Below are 20,528 nucleotides of genomic sequence, written 5' to 3'. Positions count from 1 at the left end.
CTTCGAAAAGAACCCAAGCAAAGTTTAGCGCCATCGGCAATGGGGAAGTTGTTCAAAGAGCCTCGATCACGCCTTCATTCGCTCAAACCCCGGATCGTACGGCGAAGGCGGTATAACTGTGGCCCGCACGCGTTGACCGCAGGAATCCAGCTCCATATCGGCTCCTACCTCGGACTGTTCTGGATCAACAAACGCATGCGCAAGGTTCAGGCCGGTGCGATGCCCCCAATCGCCAGAGGTAACCGTACCCACAACCTGATCCCCCCGCAGCAGCGACGCGCCCGGATGGGCGGGCCGTTGTGTTTCGTGGATTTGCATCACAACGAGTTTCTTTTGCGGCCCCACCGCTTGGCGCGCCAGCAAGGCGTCACGCCCGATGAAAGCGCCCTTATCCAGCTTTACAAATCGATCCAGCCCGGTTTCGAACGGATCGAATTCTGTGATCAGATCGGCTTTCCAATGCATAAAGCTTTTCTCCATGCGCATGGATTCAACCGCCCGCGCACCGAACAGCTTCAACCCATGCGTCTCGCCAGCCTGCCGCAACGCAAGATAAGCCGCATAAAGCGAGGCGTTGGGAACATGAATTTCATAAGCCAACTCGCCCGAGAAACTGACACCCATGACCGTGGCCGGAGCGATCCCGACAAAACATTCTCGGACGCTGAGCCACGGGAAAGCCGTAGCAGACCAGTCGCCGCGAGCGCAGGCGGACAAGACATCGCGCGCCTTGGGGCCCGCAAGCACCAAGATGGTCTGTTCATTGGTCAAGCTGCGCAGGTGCACGTCTTCGCCAACGCGCATGTGTTGGGTGAGCCAGTCCATGTCATGAAACTCGCTCGCGGCGGCGGACCCATACCACAGGCGGTCTGGCCCTCGATCGCTGGCAGGCAGGTTGGCGACAGTCGCTTCGGCCTTGACCATGCCATGATGGTTCAGCAGATAACCCAGCCCTACCCGACCGTCGCGCCGCGTGACGGTGCCGCAGAACATCCGATCCAGAAAGCTGTGCCGGTCTGTGCCCGTGACTTCAATCCGGTTGAAACCGTTTACCTCGGCCAGCCCAACGCCTGTCTGGACATTGGCCACCTCATCCGCGATCAGGTCGAATGTTTCGTCAAAATCGAAACTGAGTGTTGGGGAGAAATCCGGGGAAGGTTTTATATACTCCACTCTCTCCCATCCATTGATTACCGTGAACGCGGCACCTTCGGCGGCCAGAACAGGTGTCAGAGGCGTTGTTTTCGCCGGTCTGCCTGCGGGGCGGTGTTCATGCGGGAAATGAAAGCGGAACTCGTTCTGATAGTCCTCGATCGCCTTCAATGCCGTCAACTCCACGTTCGCATGGCCTGTGAACCGACGTGGATCCAGGCACCACGTGTCATAACTCGCCTCACCATGGACGATCTGTTGGGCCAGCAACCAACCATGGCCGCCCCCCTCACCCAGCCCAGCGCGCAGCCCGATGATGCAGAACGCATTACGTTTGCCAGGGGTCGGCCCGACCAGTGGCGCGCCGTCGATCGTATAGGTGATTGGTCCATTGACGACCGTGTGCACCCCGACCTCCATCAACGCAGGCATACGGGCAAAGGCACCCTCCAGCACATCGGTCACCCGGTCCAGATCGTCCGGGCACAGAGCGTTGACGAAGTTCGGATCGATCCCGTCCATGCCCCAGGTCTTGCAATCCTGCTCATAGAAACCCAGCAGCAGTCCGTTCTTTTCCTGTCGGCAGTAATAGTCGCCGATCGGACAGCGCAGCAGCGGCATCCGGTGTCCCGCGTCCCGAATGGCCGGGATTTCTTCAGTCAGGAAATATTGATGCTCCATCGACGCGACCGGATGATGTACCCCCATCATCGCGCCAACCTCATTGACCCTGTAGCCGCAGGCATTCACCACGATATCGCACTCGATGTCGCCATGTTCGGTATGCACGGTCCAAGTGTCGTCGCTGTGCTGGGTCAAGGCCGTGACGGGTGTGTTCCGATAAACCTCGGCGCCTGCTTTGCGCGCCCTCCGCGCCAACGCCTGACACAGTTGCGCCGGGTCGATATCGCCGTCCATCGGATCCCACAACCCGCCGATCAGGTTCTCGGTCGAGATCAAGGGATGCCGACGGGCGCATTCCTCGGCATCGATCACCTCGAAATGCACATCCATCCCGCGCGCCATCGAGGTGAAATGACGGTACCCCTGCATCTGCGCCTCGGTATTGGCCAAGCGAATTCCGCCATCGCCATGGTGGTAGTTGATTGGATAGTCCGGATCCTCGGCCAGTTCCTTGTACAGCTGAATTGAGTGCGTTTTCAGGCCCACCATCGTCTGGTTCATGCCGAAATTCGTCACCTGCGCCGCAGAATGCCAAGTGGTGCCCGAGGTCAATTCGTTCCGTTCAACCAGAACCACATCCGTCCACCCCTCTTGCGTCAGGTGATACAGCGTTGAACATCCGGCGATCCCGCCGCCTATCACAACAACCTTGGTGCGCGACTTCATTGGCTCTGCTCCCTCTGGCTTGAGGTAAGTTTTGCGAAACAAAAGGTTCAAACAACAAAGGTGTCGGTTCTATTGAAAAAACGAAACTGCGATTGAGGATTCTGAAATTCGCAGTTCCCCTTTGCAGCGGACGCAGATTGCCGATTACCCTTCGCGAAAGACAATCGGGAAAGGAACTGGATGCCCTCGAAAGGAGCCAAAAGAAGCGGTCGCCGCGCCCGGCATGCGCAGCGTGCGGCAAAACCTGTTGTCGATCCCTGCCCTCCTGGCCAAAGCGGCGGCATGTTCAAACCGTTGACACAACCCGAAATCCAGCAAATCTATGACACCGCTTTACGCTTGTTGGAAACGCTCGGCATGGGCGATGTCCCTGACCGATTGGCCGCCGAACTGAGGGCAGCGGGCGCACAACCCGGAGAGCCGGGCAGGCTGATCTTCCCGCGCAATATGGTGGAACGCGCGATTGCGACCGCCGCCAAGACGTTCACCTTCCATGGCCGGGATCAGGCGCGCTCAATCGAAGTCGGCGGCGACCGCGTGTTCTTTGGAACCGGAGGCGCGGCTGTGCAAACACTAGACATGGAAAGCGGCCTTTACCGCCCCTCGACGCTGGCTGATCTACACGACTTTACGCGGCTACAAGATACATTGGCCAATGTCAGTTGGTTCACTCGCTGTTGCGTCGCGACCGATCTGCCCGACGTCCTCGATCTGGACGTCAACACGGTTTACGCGCTGGTGCGCAACACGACCAAACCGGTGGCAACCTCGTTCACATTGGCCGAACACGTCGCACCCATTGTCGAGATGCTGGACATCGTAGCCGGAGGACCCGGAGAGTTCGCCAAGCGCCCCTTTTTGAAAGCACATATCAGCCCGGTGATCTCTCCGCTGCGATATGGCGAGGATGCGGTGGACGTGGTCTATGAATGTGTGGCCCACAATATCCCCATGTCTTGCATCACCGCCGCGCAGGCGGGTGCGACCGCCCCTGCGACTTTCGCTGGCTTTCTAGCGCAATCTCTGGCGGAAACGCTGGCCAGTCTGGTCATGGTCAACACGATCCAACCTGGCTTTCCAATGGTGTTTTCCAACTGGCCCTTCATCGTGGACTTGCGCACAGGATCCTTCGCCGGAGGCAGTGGTGAAACTGCCATTTTGAACGCCGCATCGGCGCAAATCACTAACTGGATGGGCCTGCCCTCGGGTGTTGCGGCCTCAATGACCGACGCCAAGGCCATTGATGCGCAATATGGGGCCGAGAAAGGAATAACGTCCCTTGCCGCAGCGCTGGCCGGGGGCAACCTGATCTATGAAAGCTCGGGCATGACAGCCTCGCTTTTGGGTGCCAGTTTCGAAGCCTTCGTGTTGGACAACGAGATGCACTCTCATACCTACCGCGCCTTGCGCGGGATCGAAGTGACCGAAGAAAACCTGGGCTTTGATGCGATCTGTCAATCGGTTTTGGGCGACGGGCATTTCCTTGGCAGTGCCCACACTTACGCAGCGATGGAGCGGGACTATTTCTACCCCGCCCTCGCCGACCGGAACGAGCCGCGCACGTGGCAGGAGGAAGGCGCGACCGACGCCTGGTCAGCTGCGCGCGAAAAGGCCAAAGAAGTGTTGGCTACGCATCATCCAGAATATCTGACGCCCGAGCAGGATGCCAAGATTCGCAATCGCTTTCGCATCCTGATCTGAACGCGCATTTCCAAGCCACAATTCTGCGGCTAGGCTCACCTCAAGTAACACAGAAGACGGGGACCTCATGACCAGTTCATTTTTTCAGCCGGTTTCAGCGATGGAGCTAGCCCGGTTCGCCGGCATTCCAACCTTTATGCGCCTGCCCAGCCTGACGCTGGACCACGACCGTATTGCCGAGGTTGAGTTGGGCCTGGTCGGCATCCCGTGGGATGGAGGCACCACCAACCGCCCCGGCGCTCGGCACGGGCCGCGCCAACTGAGGGATTATTCGACAATGATCCGGGCGATGAACCCGGTAACAGGCGTCGCGCCGTTTTCACTGGTCAATTGTGCCGATCTGGGCGACGTCGCGCCAAACCCCGTGGATATCGGAGATACGCTGGATCGGGTGACTGCATTCTACTCGAACCTTCACGACCGGGGCATTGCGCCCCTGACCGCCGGAGGGGACCACCTGACCACCTTGCCCGTTCTGCGTGCGCTGGCGAAATCCGGCCCGCTTGGTCTGATCCAATTCGACAGCCATACCGACCTGTTCGACAGTTATTTCGGCGGCCACAAATTCACCCACGGCACCCCGTTCCGTCGTGCGGTCGAGGAAGGGCTGGTTGACCCGAAACGCTTTGTTCAGGTAGGCATCCGCGGCACCGCCTATAACACGGAAGACATAGAATGGGGTGAAGCGCAGGGCATCCGCATCATCCGCATCGAGGAGCTGTTCGATCGGGGTATCGACGACGTCATGGCCGAGGTGCGCAGCATTGTCGGAACGGCGCCGACCTATTGCACCTATGATATCGACTTTGTCGACCCGACCTATGCGCCCGGCACCGGCACGCCGGAAATAGGCGGGCCGAACAGTTTTCAAGCGCAACAGGTCATTCGCAAGTTGGCTGGCGTCAATCTGGTCGGCGCCGATCTGGTCGAGGTCGCGCCACCCTTCGATCCCGAGGGCGGCACGGCCTGGCTTGGTATTTCGCTGATGTTCGAACTGCTCTGCGTTCTGGCGCAGGCAGTGGACGCGCGGCGGCCTTAAGCCCCGCTTACGTTTTCAGCGATCATCGAGATCATCTCGAACATCACCGCTGCAGCTGTCAGGGCGGTGATGTTGTTGGGGCTGTCCTTGGTGGGCATCATGCAGACGACGTCTCCGCCTACGATATTCAATCCGCGTGCGGCGCGCAGGATGCCGACGGCTTCGTCAATGTCGAACCCCTTTTCACCGGGTTCCAGATTGGATACCGCCGGTGCAACCGTCGGGTCGAGGCAATCCAGATCGAAGGTGATATAGACCGGACGGTCGCCCAGAACCTCGCGCGTCTGTGCCACTACATCCTCAAGCCCGCGCTGCCGGAATTCGCGCATAGTGACGATGTTATATCCATAGTCGTATGAGGGTTGCAGCCAGTCCAGACTGCGGGGATGGCCCCGCAGGCCAATCTGCATGGACCGTGTCGGATCGACCTGTCCCTGATCGGCCAGATACGCCCCCCAATGCGCCGCCGACTTCTTGGCGCCCAGAAAATGATCAACCTTGGTGAACACGTCAGTATGCGCGTCCAGATGCAGAAAGCTGATCGGTTCACCACCTGCCAGCTTGCCCCGGCCCAGCGCCTGTACGATCCCGCCGGTGATCGAATGATCGCCTCCGACAGAAACAGGCCGCGCGCCTGCTGCGTCGATTTCTTTGTAGAATTCAGTGATGCGTTCGATGCAGTCTTCGTTGTCATTGGCCTTGGGGAACGGCACGTCCCCCACATCGGCAATTCGCGCACTGTTCCAGGGGTCGATCCCGAACAGTGAATGCACCCGACGCTGCACGGCCGACACGTGACGCAGAGCACGTGGACCCAGATGCTGATCCCGTTCAGTCGTGCCGTTGCCGGTGGAATGGGGCACGCCTGCAAGCGCGATATCCTGCCCTTCAGGCCCTACATTCGGGCAGCGGAACAAGGTGGGCACTCCCCACCAGTAAAGGTTTTCCATCATGGATTGTTCATAACGGTCGGTCATTGTCTTCCCCGGTAACAGAAAAACGCCCCCGGCGAAAACCGGGGGCGGGTTTGTTTAGATTTTCTCGTCTTCTCGCCGGAACGCCCCTTGCACGATCCGATCCATGACCATGGCCAGGAACAGGATTGCGAAGCCGCCCAGCAGGCCCGGTCCCTTGGCGGCGTATTGCAGCGCCTCAAGGATTTCCTTGCCCAGACCACCACCACCGATCAGCGAGATGATCACCACCATCGACAGGCACATCAGGATGGTCTGATTGACCCCAGTCATGATCGACGGCAAGGCCAGCGGGATTTCGACGTCCTTCAGCAGCTGCCATTTCGAGGCACCAAAGGCAACGGCGGCCTCTTTGATGCTGTCCGGAACCCCGCGCATCCCCAATGCCGTCAGACGAATGACAGGCGGCATGCCAAAGATGATCGTAGCCAGAATACCCGGCGGGTTACCGGTGCCGAAAAAGGCGATAATCGGGATCAGATAGACGAAGGCTGGAAGCGTCTGCATCAGGTCCAGCACCGGCTCGGCCGCGCGATAGGCGCGTTTGGACTTGCCGAACCAGATACCCAACGGAATACCGAAAACGACGCACAGCAACACAGCAGCACCAACCAGTGCCACCGTCTCCATTGCCACATCCCAGTAGCCCAGCAGGGCGATATAGGCCAACGAGGCTGCAGTGAAGATCGCCACCCGCGGCCCCGCCGCACGCCATGCGGTCACGCAGATGACCAGCATCACAACCGGCCACGGAGACCCTATCAACGCAATGGTCAACGCATCAAGAACCGACCTGACACCAGCCACAATCCCGTCAAAGACATCGCCCCCGGCAGCAGCCGCAGCGTCGATCTGCGCCTCCATCCAACTGGCGAGGTTTGAGAACAATGTTCCCTGCCCTTCCCCCAAAATCATGGCCGAGACCTGTTGTTCAGGGAAGGCATCCAGCATCGCCAATGAGGCGTTCACCGTGAACTTGTAGATGATTAGCGGTGCAATTGCAGCCACCAGTACGGCACCCAGTACCGTGTTGCGCGTCGACCGGCCACTTTCCGTACTGGCCGGGTCAATCCGCCATTTCGAGTACTGCTTTTCATAGACACGGTCCGCGTAGAAACCCTGAGCCAGCTTGAAAACCAGCAACATCAGCAGGCCAGTGATCATGATCCCCGTCGCCTCGGACTGTGCGGCCTGCGCCTGCGCAAAGCTGTTATCCGCAGCCTTCTGGATGTTCTCGGCCAGTTTGGTGAACCGGTCTATGTCGGCTTTTTCCGTGGCATCGGCTGCCCTTCCCAGCAACTCGTCTGCGCGGGCTTGCTGGCGTTCGGCCCGTTCGGCCAGATCAGCACCGGGGTTGCCCCATGCACCACGACCAATCTGCACCCACGCAATGATTTCCAGGATCAGGAAGGTCCAGAACATGCCCCAGATTGCGCGCGACGCCGACCAGAAAGGCCCCAGCACTGCCGCCCATTTGTTAAACGTATTGGGCACCGGGCTGGTCGCATCGTGGATTTTGTGGAAGGCGTTGACATAGTAGTCGCCATTTGGTCCGGCAAAGTCGTGAATAGACTGGTCCAGCGCCTCGCGGTCGACCTCGATATCAGAGGCGGCCGTGACTTTCACTTCCATTGCTGCATCAGTCATTTTTACCCCCCTGAATTCCACGCAGCAGGCGCGGCTTGGTTACAACGCCTACATCTGCGCCCGCATCGGTGATGACGACCGGCATTTCAGTATTCACGGCCAGATCAATCAACTGATCCAAATCTGATCCCTCATCCGCGCGTGGCGCACCGTCGAGCGGCCCGGAATAGCTGTCCATCGGCTCCATGATCGAATGCGCCTTGACCAGTTTGAGCTTTGAAATGCCCTGTACGAACTCGCGCACATAATCATCCGCCGGATTCATGACGATGTCTTCCGGCGTGCCGATTTGCACGATCACACCATCTTTCATGATGGCAATCCGGTGGCCGATGCGGATGGCCTCATCCAGATCGTGGGTAATGAACAACGTTGTTTTCTGAAGCTGCGCCACCAGCGCCTTGAACTGATCCTGCAATTGCAGTCGGATCAGCGGGTCAAGGGCCGAGAATGGCTCATCCATCAGCAGGATTTCCGGGTCCGACGCCAGCGCGCGGGCAATCCCCACCCGTTGCTGCATCCCGCCTGACAATTCCTTTGGCAGACGATCTTCGTACCCGGTCAGATCAACCAATCCCAGCGCGTGATCGGAGACCGCCCAGCGCTTGGATTTCGATACCTTCCGGATTTCCAACGGATAGGCCACGTTATCCCGCACCGAGCGGTGCGGCATCAGCGCCATATGCTGGAACACCATCCCAATCTGCTGTGCCCGGATACGGCGCAACTCGGACTCGGAAATTTTGGACACGTCATGGCCCAGAATCTCGATCTTGCCCGAAGTTGGCTCGATCAGGCGGTTCACGTGCCGCACCAGGGTAGATTTGCCCGAGCCCGACAGGCCCATGATGCAGAAAATCTCACCCCGAGGCACTTCGAAGGTGGCGCCTTGCACACCCACGACGCAATTGAATCTCTCAAGAACTTCAGGCTTTCCGATGCCCTCGTTCCGCACGGCGGTCATGGCTTCTTCGGCCCGTGCGCCAAAGATCTTCCAGACATCCGTCAGCTTTACGACTGTTTCGGTCATTTTTGTCCCTTTGATGCAGAACAGGCCACCGAACGAATCCGGCAGCCTGTCTGAGTTTCAGCTTGGATCAGCGTCAATCACTGAGACATCCAGTCCAGAACGGCATCCTCGTTCGTGGCGACCCATTCTTCGGCATAGGCCAACGGCTCTTTGCCTTCGATTACCAGCGCGTAGGTCATGGCGGATACCGCATCGGTGTCCAACTTCATGTTGGCCAGCATCTGGGCGACCTCGGGATACTCCTCTTCAAGAGACTTTGCATAATGCAGGTGCAGATACGCCAGATCCCACGCTACCCCTGCTTCGGATTTCTCAAGCCATTCAGGATCGTCAGTGGGCTGGAGAACATTCCACTTGGAGGCGTCATAAGCTGGTTCTTCCAAAATCTGCATGTCATGCAGCGCAAACACGTAATGAGGCGTGTAGCAGAATCCGACCCACGGCTCGCCTGCCTTGATCGCGTTATCCAGATTCGCGTACGCCACAGTTTCGTCGATCTCGGTCAGCTCCATGACCTGATCATAACCATATGATTTGGCGCGGATTTTCTCGACATTGGTCGAGGCCCAACCCGGCGCGCCGATCCAGACCTCGCCCTGACCGTCGCCATTGCTATCAAATAGCGCGGCAATGTCGGGGTTTGTCAAATCGTCGATTGAGCGGATATCGTTTGCATCCGCTGTTGCCTTGTCGACGCACATGCCTTGGAAGGCTTCAACACCATTGGCGTTGAACGCAACGGTGCCTTTATCGGTGACGTATGTATCGTGTAGGTTTTGCTGGTTCGGCATCCAAACCTCAGGGTGGACATGCATCGCACCGGAATCCATTGCCTCGAAAACGATCGGGTTGGTACCGTTCTGCAATTCAACTTCCAGCCCTAGGTTCTGTTCAATCGCCACCTTCAGGATATGCGCGGTAGCGTTCACCGAAGGCCAGTTCGGCACACCTATTACGATATCCGCTGCCATCGCCGGTCCGGCGACCGCCATTGATACGCCTCCCAGTAGCGTTGCAAATTTTTTCATCTGATATCTCCATGTTGGTAGTCTGTCGTTTTTTGTCTCGGTCCGGACGGGGCGCGCCTTTTAGACAATTGTCGGCAGGCAAAGCCTCCGGATCATTTTGGCCAACGGCATGATTGCACCGTTTTGACCGGAAAAGTGAAACATGCCAGCATGCTACCCATCAAGAGGCAGACGTGACAAACACACATATGCGATATTATCGTAAATTAGTTTTTGTTTTTTGCAAATCATGACATGGACTGTAAAACCAGCCCGCCTTATCTGTCGGCAGTATGGGGACACCCAGAATGCGGCGACTAGGGCAATAACATCCAGATCGCTCAGCCTATGCAGAACTCTCGCGCACTGTTCGCGTCCCTCTGTCTCCATTGTCTAGGGCTGGCGAGCGGGTATCCCAGCTAACTCGTAGTCGAGTAAGTTTTTTGCATGGAACGTATTGTTCTTTTGAAAAAAAATGCAGTCAGGAAGTCAAAGTAAGCTCGTTTGGCCCGCCTCAATCCGCAGGTACAAACAGTCAGTCTCAAAAAAACTTGTTTTGTTCCCTTATTTCCTTTGAACTGCAAACGGGATGGGAAACCAAGGAAGAATGCTTCGCCGACATACTGGTTTCGCCCGTGGGAGAGCATTTTCATGAACCGATCCGGTGATCATCCAGAGCCTGAACTCAATAAAAAATCGCAAATACTTGCGGAAATAGAAACTCTGATCGCGGATAGCCTGGAACAAGATGGTGTACTTTTTGAGATCACACGTCGGTTGAGGGGCGCTTTTGATTTCGATGAATGCACGTTGGCAGTGCTAAGTGCAGATGGAAATACGTATCAAGAAGGGTCGCTGCTGGATACCCAGAACCCGCGACCCGTATTGTCACAAACGCATATCCCTGTATCACAGGGCCACGCTGGCAAGGTGATAAAGAGCGGGCAAATGCAGCTGCTTCGTGGCCAGGCACGAGAACAGAATACGGATGGAATTGCCAGTAAAACTGCCGCCCCTACAGAACCGATCATGACGATGGTGCTGCCGATGAAAGCCTTTGGCAAGGTTGTCGGAGCCATCACATTCAGCACCAATCTTGCCTCGGGCTACTCTCGAGAAGATATTGAAATCGCCCAAAGTGTCATGACCCAATGCGCTCTGATCGTGGATTCCGGCCATCTGGGGCAATCATCGCCAAGACAGGCCCTGAACAGAATTATTGATGCAATTGACGTGATACCCGAGGGCTTTGCGCTTTACGATGCGGATGATCGCTTGGTTTTAGCGAACGAGATGTATCGTAAGATGCTGTATCCGGGGCAGGAAAACCTGGTCAAACCGGGGATGAAATTTGAACAAGTTGTTCGAAAAGCGCTGTCGCTCAATGTGATCGCAGATGCAGTCGGGCGCGAAGAGGAATGGCTGACGCAACGGCTGGAAAGACACAAAAATCCCCAAGGTTCCCAAATGCAAGGTCGGGCATCTGGGGAGTGGATCAAGATAAGCGAACGTAAAACTGCCGATAATGGCATCGCCGCGATCTACAGCGATGTCACCGAGCTGAAAAAGGTCGTGGCGCGGAATGCCGAACTGGCACAAATCCCGGAAGAAAACCCCAACCCGGTGATGTGCATCAGCAACGATGGAAAACTGATCTTTGCGAATAGAGCCTGCGCACAGTTGCTGGATGCGCTGAACCTCAAGGTCGGGGCCGAAGTCTGCGAGGACTGGCTGGTACGCGTTGAGAAAGGGTTGCGCGAAAACGAACGCCAGGACTTTGAATGTCACGCCGGGGGTATGGTTTATACATTTCTGCTCTGGCCAGTTCCGGATGCCAAGCATGTCAACCTGTATGGGCGGGATGTCACGCAGTTAAAGCAGGCCGAAAACAGGATGCGCGAGCTGGCGCGCATCCCAGAGGAGAACCCAAACCCGGTCTTGCGGATCACCAGTCAGGGCAAACTGATCTACGCCAACCGGGCAAGCGCCCCACTTATCACTGCCTTACAGTTAAAGGTCGGTGACCGGGTGGGAACAGGGTGGCGCAAGCGTGTCGCTAAAGGGTTGCTTGAGGATCAGCGGCAGGATTTCGAATACGAAGCAGGAGGTCTGATTTATGCCCTGTTGCTGTGGCCGGTTCCCGAAGGCGGATATGCAAATATCTATGGCCGCGACATCACCACCCAGAAACAGGTGGAAAGCGAATTGCGCGTGGCAAGGGATATCGCCGAAGCCGCCAACAAAACCAAAAGCACATTCCTTGCGAATATGAGTCACGAACTTCGCACGCCGCTGAATGCGATTATCGGATACAGCGAGTTGATGCTGGAAGAAGCCACTGACCAGAATGACCAGGCGAATCTAAGCGATCTTCGTAAAATCCAATCGGCCGGGAAACACTTGCTGGCACTGATCAATGATATTTTGGATTTATCCAAAATCGAAGCCGGCAAGATGGAGTTTAATCTGGAATCCTTTGACGTATTCCAGATGGTTAAAGACGTCAGAACCACGGTGCAACCGTTGGCCGATAAGAACAACAACACCTTAGAGATAATATGCCCTGTTGATGTCGGGCAGATGGTCTGCGACCTGACCAAGGTACGTCAGGCATTGCTAAACCTGCTTTCGAATGCCTGCAAATTCACTGAAAATGCGACGATCACGCTGACGGTTGCAAGGTCGTCGACACCGGATGAGTTGGAGTTTTCTGTTGCTGACCAGGGCATCGGCATGTCCCCAGAACAAGTCGACAAGGTATTTGACGCATTCACTCAGGCGGATTCATCCACGACACGTCACTATGGTGGTACCGGTCTGGGACTGTCCATCACCAAAGTCTTCTGCGAACAATTGGGGGGTAGTATTCAGTGTACCAGCACCCTTGGTGAAGGATCCAACTTCATCATCCGCTTACCGGCCGTCTGCCAAGATCCTTCGGTCGGTTGGCTGAAGAAAGCAGATTATTCAGAGAACGATCTGCACAGCGATCCTAACGCGCCGCTGGTTCTATTGGTGGATGATGACCCCACGGTACATGATCTTTTGGGACGGCGATTGCGCAAGGAGGGATACCGTATTCTTGCTTCGACCAAGGGTGAAGATGCGCTGGCGCTGGCCCGTGCAACCAAACCAGACGCAATAACGCTGGATGTGTTCATGCCCGAGATAGACGGCTGGGCCGTTTTGTCGAAGCTGAAAGAAGATCCTGAGCTGTCGGAAATTCCGGTTATCATGCTGACCTTTGCAGAAGACCGAACCAAAGGGCTGTCACTGGGGGCCAGCGAATACCTCGGCAAACCCATTGACACTGTTGAACTGCTAAATGCCTTGAAACAGCACTGCCCTGTTGTCCCGGCACCTCGGGTTCTGGTCGTGGAGGACGAAACCGCAACACGGGAGCTCATCTGCAGAGTTCTGAGCAAAGACGGCTGGCAAATAGAGGAAGCGGTAAACGGCATGGATGCACTCAGATGTCTTTCAGAATCCGTGCCGGATGTGATTTTACTGGATCTTCTGATGCCCGAGATGAACGGTTTCGAGTTTCTGGCAAACATGAGAAAAAACACTGACTGGAAAGAAATACCGGTTATCGTCGTGACGGCGAAAACAGTATCGAACGAAGATCGGGCTCGGTTGAATGGCTCGATCAAGACGTTGATTGAAAAAGATGGGGATCAAATCGAAACGATCCTCAGGCAATTGAACGAAATCCTGCCCGGTTCTAGCCCCGCTGCTGATAGGGACAGTGATCGTGAATGACGATCAGGAAAACGCAACACGGTATGCAGGGAAGGCGTGGCTGGCGAATTTGCGCCAAAACCTGATCTCGCCTGTCAGTGCGATCGTCGGCATTTGCGATCTTCTACGAACTGATGCGGCCCGTCTGGCACTGCAGGATGTTGCCTCTGATCTCGACAAGATTTCAAATGCCGCAGCAGAGTTAAATGCTTTGGTGGACGAGCTTTTACATCGAGACGTGGCGCTCAATCTTACGAACAACGGCGATGAGGGCCTGAAAAGGTTGCGCCACGACCTGCGTACGCCCATGAATGCGATCAAAGGTTACAGCGAGATGTTGCTGGAGGACCTGGAGGATTTGCAGGCCGGTCATCTTGAACCGGATTTGCTTGGACTTCTCGAACATACAGATGCCCTGCTCCGTCACGTAGACTCGGCTGCAACCCTGCCTGAAACCCCTCCAAGCGACGACTTTGAAGGGGCCGGCACGCCGCCAACAACAGCCGCAATGTTTGCCAATCTGGTCAAAAGTATGCAGCCAGTTGACCGGTCCAAGCTCACTCAGCCTGAAAAAGGCAAGATTCTGGTAGTGGATGATGTCGAGGCCAACCGAAGCCTTCTTGCCCGCCGTCTGGAACGCGATGGCCACCAGGTCTGGACTGCTGCGGGTGGGCACGCCGCGTTGGAAATGGTGTCTCAACAGCAGTTCGATCTGGTGCTTCTTGATCTTATGATGCCCGACATTAACGGCTTTGACGTATTGGCAAAATTGAAGGAAGACGACGCCCATCGCAATTTGCCTGTCATAATGATTTCAGCCCTGGACGAGATCGAAAATGTAGCGCGATGCATCGAGGCGGGCGCCGAAGATTATTTACCCAAACCATTTGACCCCATCCTGTTGCAGGCCCGGATCAATGCGGCACTGGAGAAAAAACGCTGGCACGAACGAGAGCGTCACTATCTGAAGCAGATGAACGCTGAGAAGCAGAAATACGAAACCCTTTTACATAGTATTTTACCGCAGCCAATCGTTACTCGGTTGCACGATGGGGAAACCACAATTGCTGACCGCTACGAAGATGTGACTGTCCTGTTTTCCGATATCGTAGGTTTCACCGAGATGTCGGCAAGCTTGCCCCCAGCGCAGGTGGTTCGCGATCTGAACCGGGTGTTCTCGGGGTTCGACCGGGCAGCGATGGAGCTTGGCGTAGAAAAAATCAAGACAATCGGTGACGCGTATATGGTCGCCGCTGGCGTTCCTGATGGCCGCTCTGATCATGCCGAGGTTATAGTGGAGATGGCTCTTCGCATGCTCGAGCAAGTCGAGGCACTAAACCTGCAAATCAATACCCCGATGCACATCAGAATAGGTGTCCATAGCGGGCCTGTCGTTGCGGGAATAGTTGGCTCACACCGTTTTCTGTACGATGTCTGGGGCGATACCGTGAATTTTGCCAGCCGACTGGAAACAACCGGTGCGCCGGGTCGGATACAGATTTCCGAGGCAACCGCAAACCGTGTTAAACATCGTTTTGACCTAACCAATCCGGTTTGGACCCGAATAAAAGGCAAGGGGCAGGTCAGAACTCATTATGTCACTGCGCGTAAATCTGTGTCTGGTTAGCCTTTTGCCTGTCAAAGCGCAGGCAACAGTCTTTCCATTTTTTCCAGCAGGCGACTAAGTTCGACAGGCTTGGTATCGAAATCATCGCAACCCGCAGCTAGTGCTTTCTCCCGATCACTGGCCATTGCGTGCGCTGTCAGCGCAATCACCGGAATCGAGGCTGTTTCGGGCGCGCGTTTTATTCGTCGCGTAGCTTCCCATCCATCAATCTCAGGCAAGCTCATGTCCATCAGAATAATATCCGGAGCTTCGCTTCCAGCCATGGAAACACCGTCCAGCCCATCCTTCGCAACAACGACGAGATAACCTTTGCGTGTCAACCGACGCGACAGCATATCTCGATTCATTTCGTTGTCTTCAACTAATAGAACTTTGGCCAACTCACCCCCTGCAAACCGCACCAATAACTTCGAACGGTCGAGACCGGATGAAGTACTGGCCAAACATGACCCAATGATCAGGACGCACATCCTGCTTCAGGTTACATTCTCTCAATAATGGGGTTTCATGCAACGGATTACTGGTTAGCCACGCCAATCAAATTCATCCTGGCACGAAATCGATCTATAGCCTTCGCTCAACTTATGTCTGTCACCAACACCTGTGATGTTAATCAGATAAGCCGGAAAAAGGTGGGCCTCCTCAAGTGCAACGGCCACCGTTCGTCAGCCAAAGCACAAGCTTACCAGTGTATTTGAAAACACCTTGGCTCCTGCGGCATTAAGATGGTCAGAATCGCGAAAATAGTGCTGATTGGGAACAATTGTTCGTGCGTCAACATAGCGAACACCTGTTCTTTGAGCTTCATTTTTGAAGAATCGAATATGGTCCCGAGACGAGCTCCCCACGGCCGCCATATAGGCTTGGGAAACTGGATAGCTAACCAAGCAAACCTCTGCCCCCTTCTCCACAAGTGCATCTAGCATCTGCGCGTATTCGACTTGTGCACGCTTCACCAACACGCTCGCACCTGTTTGGTGAATTATTGCCCGCTTTCTGGCTTGCAACATCTGTGCTCGAGGATCCAGCGCGGCAAAATCTCCGGGAGATAGCAGGGCACCGTCCCCAGTCTGCATAATTTTACTGTTCAGAATGAACCCGTTTTCAATAAATCGCACCCAATAGCCAGGCAACCGTACCCGGTGACGAGGCTCTGCCATATGAAAAGCTTTGGGTGATGCAAATTCAGCAGATAACTCGGGATAGGGCTCGAACCTTCGGTTCAAGCGATATGGGGCAAAAAAGTGTGGATCAGCCTGGAGTATCACACGTCCGGGTTGCAGCTCGGCGAAATGAGTTTCTGCTTTCCAGGCCATATGAGATATGCCCTCGGACGGAAAAGCAAGATTGACAAATCCGTCGCCTGCCACAAAGCCACGAGCAGTGCGACTATCCCCAAACGCAACGTCAGGACGATCAGTAGCCATTAAGATCGACACATGATTTGCGTAGTTGTCCTGTGGAAGGACCTGTAATCTTACAAGAGCTTCACTGGCCAGAATCGCAATCGCCAGTGTAGCCGCGAAGAACGACACTATGCGCAACAGCGCCTTGTTTGCCATATCAGAACTGGAAGTAGATGAACGCATGGCTTCCGCTTGAATAAATATGAGTGAGGGACAGCGCAGCTATGCACCCTGCAATGGCATACCAAAGTGGAGAAAATATTCCGATGGGCCGCTTCTCCAATCTCTTTGAGATCTCGATTGAATTCGGGGCAAAAAACGCAAGAAGCATAGCCAGCAAGAGCGTGACCAAGATCGAGTTCAATTCTACAAAGATGGCCGAGGACAGATAGTTCACAGCCGTAAAACCAAACATTGCCTGCAGAACTGCATAAGCTTGGCCAAATGTCTCTGCTCGGAAAAACACCCAGGCTATTACGACAGCGGCAAAGGTCAATGCAAACCCGATAGTCGGCGAGAGCCTGGGCATATTATTTGCCCGCCAGAAATGGGCTGTGGTCAAATATGCCCCATGTAACCCGCCCCAGACAACAAACTGCCATCCAGCACCGTGCCACAGGCCACCAAGAAGCATGACAAGCCAAAGATTGGCATATCGTCGAAAAGGCCCGTGACGATTACCGCCAAGAGGGATGTAGAGATAGTCCCGCAGGAACTTGGACAGCGTGATATGCCACCGGCGCCAGAACTCGATAATGTCAGTAGCTTTATACGGAGAGTTGAAGTTGACTGGCAATTTCAGGCCAAACAGCAGCCCCAGACCCAATGCCATGTCTGCATAGCCCGAAAAATCGAAGTATATCTGGAACGTGTAACACAGCATACCTAACCATGCTTCGGTTGCACTCAGTTCTATTCCCAATGCCTGCGCTTCGAACATGGCATCAGCACCGGGCGCCAACCCGTCAGCAATAAGAACTTTCTTTGCAAGACCTATGCAAAAAAGAACTAACCCTGACGCAATGTCCTCTGCCTTGAACATGGCAAAACGAGGTTGCGACAACTGGGGGATCATTTCGCTATGGTGAACAATTGGTCCGGCGATAAGTTGCGGAAAAAAGGCAACAAAAAACAGGTATTCCAAAGCATCGCCCGGTTTTGCTTTGCCTTGGTAGATATCCACCAAATAAGCGATCTGCTGGAAGGTGAAGAATGAAATGCCCAAAGGCAACAGAACATCAGGGATGCCGAACCCGTTTCCGGATAAAGCACGCGCGATATCGTCAAAAAAGCCTGCGTATTTGTACCAGCCAAGAAGCGCTAGATTGAACGCCACGCCCATTCCTGTGAGCAGCCTGGACAGGCTCGCCGAAATCTTCTGAGCGAGAACATAGTTAACAGCCACAGAACCCAGCAGCAGCAGCAGGAACGGCGGATGGTACCAACCATAGAAAACAAGAGAACCAATCACCAATGTTGCCAAAGCTCCGCGCAGCCCAAACCAACGTCGCATGGCGAAGGTCGTGATCAGTACCGCCGGTAGGAATCCAACCAGAAATGGGATTGATGCGAAGAGCACGGCTTCAAAGTCCTTTGCCGGTTATTCAGGTGCGATCTGGCTTCGGTCCTCTTTTTTTCGCAGATACCGCCAGATTTTTACCAAAGGCGTAATGTACACCCCCGAAAGCGAACGGAACTGATCCATGTCGCCTTCATCAATACCAAATTCCACACGCTCGTCGCTCTTGGGCAGGTAAAGCGTCCCGAACAGCGCGTCCCAGAACGAAAAGATGTGACCGAAATTTGTGTCGAAATGCTCCGGAGAGTTACTGTGATGAACCTGATGCTGAGCTGGAGAAATAAAAATCCGGTTCCAGAAATCGCCATAGCTGATCCAGACATGCGTGTGCCTCAGATTGTAACCTGCCATACGCCACACCCAAATACCTGCGAGCGTACCAAAAATCGTGAATGGCATCGGACTTTGACCGAATGCGAATACCCAAACGGCAACACCTGTCCCGAGGACTAAAGCACTCACCATTGAGCCGAAAACGGCCTCGATCGGGTGGCGGCGCATTGCGGTTACCGGGGTCATCACTTCGGCTGAATGATGAACCTTGTGCAGTTCCCAGAGAATTGGAACTCTGTGCTTGAGATAGTGAGCCCAAGATGCGCCAAAATCCCAGAGCAGAACCAGCATCACCGAATACAAGATCCGTCCGGCAAGGCCAGTTTCGACGTTTCCGCCCTCAAAGCCAACCCAATTCGCCAAGCCTAGAAACAACTCTGATACCAGCGCAGGGCTGAAAACAACGGTAGCCGTCATCCAAAAAAGAAAACCTTGGTTGATCAGGAAAACCCAATAGTCGATCCTGGCAGATCCGTGAAAAAAAACTTTTCGCGGAAACAACATCGACAAAACCCGCCGTAATGCTGGTAGATCGCCAGTCCGTTTGCGAATTCGTACCGCGATAACAACAAAGGCAAGCAAAAACGCGATCAGAAGCGGAGCAATGCTCAGAAAGTGACCTGCATTGAACAGAACGCCGCCGGTGTTCTGCCACATGGTCGTGATCATGCTTTCTATGAATTCCATGCCTGTTTCTTTCTGATCTGAGAATATAGTGGCACAACCTTCTCCAATATTTGCGGCATCAATGAGGCAATTTTGACTCCATTGCCTGCCGATTTGGAAACTATCGTCAATTCGCGGGAGGCATCCCTCTTCAAAATACATGCGCGACAACTAAGACTTTGTAACCCGCGCGAATGGAGCTGTCATCGGCGAATGACATTCACGACCGTTCAAGGTGTTTCTTTGGCCCGAAAGGCAGGGCTACGTGAACCTACGCCCAATACAATCATGTATTACCGGCAATATAGACTTTATTCTCTATTGTTTGATCCTGGGTTTTATGAGGCGATCTATTTGATGGGATGGCAGGGGTACCCTATGGCCTGCGCAACATGTGATGAATGCGCGGTCACTATGTCGACCGAAATCTCATCTGAATCACCTTGCGCACGTAGCGTCGAGCGACTACACGGTCAGTCGGTATCGCCGCATTAGCTCAGCTGGTAGAGCAATCGCTTCGTAAGTAGCGGGTCCATCCGCAATTGACGTTCGAGGCCAGTGGGTTAGAGATGGCGCGCAGTAACTAGTAGGGCCATAGTAGGGCCGCGGAAAAGAAGGATGCCGCTGTAGCTCAGCTGGTAGAGCACGTCATTCGTAATGATGGGGTCGTAGGTTCGAGTCCTATCAGCGGCACCACCCTTCTTCGACAGCACACCGATTTTAGCACTGGAATCAACATCTTCGGCAAACCCGCAAGGTGACGTTTGCGCTTTCGATTTTAAGACATCCGGGCTAGGCTGCGTTCAGGACTGGCAGTTAGAGCCAGTCTCGGGGCGTAGTAACCCCTCTACGGCAAAGTTTCCCGGTCGATATGGGCGAGGCACTGGGCATATTGGCAACTGCGTTTATAGGATCATTGGGAACTTCGACGCCCAGAATGGGTTTGGGGCAATGTTGCGAGGCAGTTTCACTGGCACGATAGAACACTATCCAGAAAGTAGAAGTTGGCGGACGTTGACCCTGGATGTGCAAGGATAAGCCTATGGCAAAAAAATGGGCCGCCACGCGTCCTATTACGTCCGTTGGCTAGTGGTAAATGGCTGGGTTAGGGGCACACCTTCTGGTTCCCTATTTCGCCCAGTAGAAGGGCTAAAAACACAGCCTCAGCACACTTCCCTTGGATGTTACTTGTAACTGTAACTTTGGTCGAACAGCAAAAAAGGGGGGGGGTGCCCCCCCCTGCTTACGCTGCGCTAATGTTTGTGGTTTAGGTGCA

At 54.8% G+C, this 20,528-nt stretch carries 13 protein-coding genes and 1 tRNA gene; 5 read left to right on the top strand and 9 right to left on the bottom strand.

Annotated features, from left to right (window positions below; genetic code table 11):
* Positions 1 to 66: 66 nt before the first annotated feature.
* The gene (locus GOW93_RS04800; protein WP_170381983.1) at positions 67 to 2,502 is read right to left on the bottom strand and encodes a GcvT family protein; all 2,436 of its coding nucleotides are present in this window, start codon (positions 2,500 to 2,502) and stop codon (positions 67 to 69) included.
* Between the two features lie 180 nt (positions 2,503 to 2,682).
* On the opposite strand from GOW93_RS04800, the gene GOW93_RS04795 reads away from it, so the two are divergent.
* Together GOW93_RS04795 and GOW93_RS04790 are read left to right on the top strand one after the other, a co-directional pair.
* Complete coding sequence (locus GOW93_RS04795) at positions 2,683 to 4,203, top strand: trimethylamine methyltransferase family protein (RefSeq protein WP_170381982.1); 1,521 nt, start codon at positions 2,683 to 2,685, stop codon at positions 4,201 to 4,203.
* Between the two features lie 67 nt (positions 4,204 to 4,270).
* Positions 4,271 to 5,242: an agmatinase gene (locus GOW93_RS04790; protein WP_170381981.1), complete on the top strand. Its 972-nt coding sequence runs from the start codon at positions 4,271 to 4,273 to the stop codon at positions 5,240 to 5,242.
* Here the strand turns inward: GOW93_RS04790 and GOW93_RS04785 are convergent.
* The 4 genes from GOW93_RS04785 to GOW93_RS04770 all read right to left on the bottom strand — a co-directional run bounded on the left by GOW93_RS04785 (position 5,239) and on the right by GOW93_RS04770 (position 9,921).
* A complete protein-coding gene (locus tag GOW93_RS04785) occupies positions 5,239 to 6,219 on the bottom strand; it encodes an arginase family protein (protein WP_170381980.1) in 981 nt (326 codons plus the stop codon). The genes GOW93_RS04790 and GOW93_RS04785 overlap by 4 nt on opposite strands.
* A gap of 54 nt (positions 6,220 to 6,273) precedes the next feature.
* Positions 6,274 to 7,863 carry an ABC transporter permease gene (locus tag GOW93_RS04780; protein ID WP_170381979.1) on the bottom strand — a complete coding sequence of 530 codons (1,590 nt, stop codon included), beginning with the start codon at positions 7,861 to 7,863 and terminating at the stop codon, positions 6,274 to 6,276.
* Complete coding sequence (locus GOW93_RS04775; protein ID WP_170381978.1) at positions 7,856 to 8,893, bottom strand: quaternary amine ABC transporter ATP-binding protein; 1,038 nt, start codon at positions 8,891 to 8,893, stop codon at positions 7,856 to 7,858. Before GOW93_RS04775 ends, GOW93_RS04780 begins: the two co-directional genes overlap by 8 nt.
* Before the next feature lie 77 nt (positions 8,894 to 8,970).
* Positions 8,971 to 9,921: an ABC transporter substrate-binding protein gene (locus tag GOW93_RS04770; protein ID WP_170381977.1), complete on the bottom strand. Its 951-nt coding sequence runs from the start codon at positions 9,919 to 9,921 to the stop codon at positions 8,971 to 8,973.
* 630 nt (positions 9,922 to 10,551) lie between these two features.
* On the opposite strand from GOW93_RS04770, the gene GOW93_RS04765 reads away from it, so the two are divergent.
* Together GOW93_RS04765 and GOW93_RS04760 are read left to right on the top strand one after the other, a co-directional pair.
* The gene (locus GOW93_RS04765) at positions 10,552 to 13,662 is read left to right on the top strand and encodes a response regulator (RefSeq protein WP_170381976.1); all 3,111 of its coding nucleotides are present in this window, start codon (positions 10,552 to 10,554) and stop codon (positions 13,660 to 13,662) included.
* Entirely contained in the window at positions 13,655 to 15,268 is a 1,614-nt protein-coding gene (locus tag GOW93_RS04760) for an adenylate/guanylate cyclase domain-containing protein (RefSeq protein ID WP_217354778.1), read from the top strand. The genes GOW93_RS04765 and GOW93_RS04760 overlap by 8 nt, the downstream gene beginning before the upstream one ends.
* An 11-nt stretch (positions 15,269 to 15,279) precedes the next feature.
* Here the strand turns inward: GOW93_RS04760 and GOW93_RS04755 are convergent, their stop codons facing one another.
* The 4 genes from GOW93_RS04755 to GOW93_RS04740 form a co-directional block, all read right to left on the bottom strand.
* On the bottom strand, positions 15,280 to 15,738 hold the full coding sequence (locus GOW93_RS04755; protein WP_217354777.1) for a response regulator: 459 nt from the start codon (positions 15,736 to 15,738) through the stop codon (positions 15,280 to 15,282).
* Between the two features lie 195 nt (positions 15,739 to 15,933).
* Positions 15,934 to 16,857, bottom strand: coding sequence for a hypothetical protein (locus GOW93_RS04750; RefSeq protein WP_170381974.1), 924 nt, complete (start codon positions 16,855 to 16,857; stop codon positions 15,934 to 15,936).
* Positions 16,832 to 18,157, bottom strand: a complete 1,326-nt coding sequence (locus GOW93_RS04745; protein ID WP_217354776.1) for an MBOAT family O-acyltransferase — start codon at positions 18,155 to 18,157, stop codon at positions 16,832 to 16,834. Before GOW93_RS04745 ends, GOW93_RS04750 begins: the two co-directional genes overlap by 26 nt.
* Before the next feature lie 117 nt (positions 18,158 to 18,274).
* Positions 18,275 to 19,414, bottom strand: a complete 1,140-nt coding sequence (locus GOW93_RS04740) for a sterol desaturase family protein (protein ID WP_170381972.1) — start codon at positions 19,412 to 19,414, stop codon at positions 18,275 to 18,277.
* A gap of 458 nt (positions 19,415 to 19,872) precedes the next feature.
* Here GOW93_RS04740 and GOW93_RS04735 point away from each other — a divergent pair.
* Positions 19,873 to 19,948, top strand: a tRNA-Thr gene (locus GOW93_RS04735).
* The last annotated feature ends 580 nt before the right edge of the window (positions 19,949 to 20,528 follow it).

The organism is Ruegeria atlantica (genome assembly GCF_013032455.1).
Taxonomy (GTDB): Bacteria; Pseudomonadota; Alphaproteobacteria; order Rhodobacterales; family Rhodobacteraceae; genus Ruegeria; species Ruegeria atlantica_B.
Note: the sequence above shows the minus strand (reverse complement) of the source record. Positions and strands in the feature narration are given on the sequence as shown.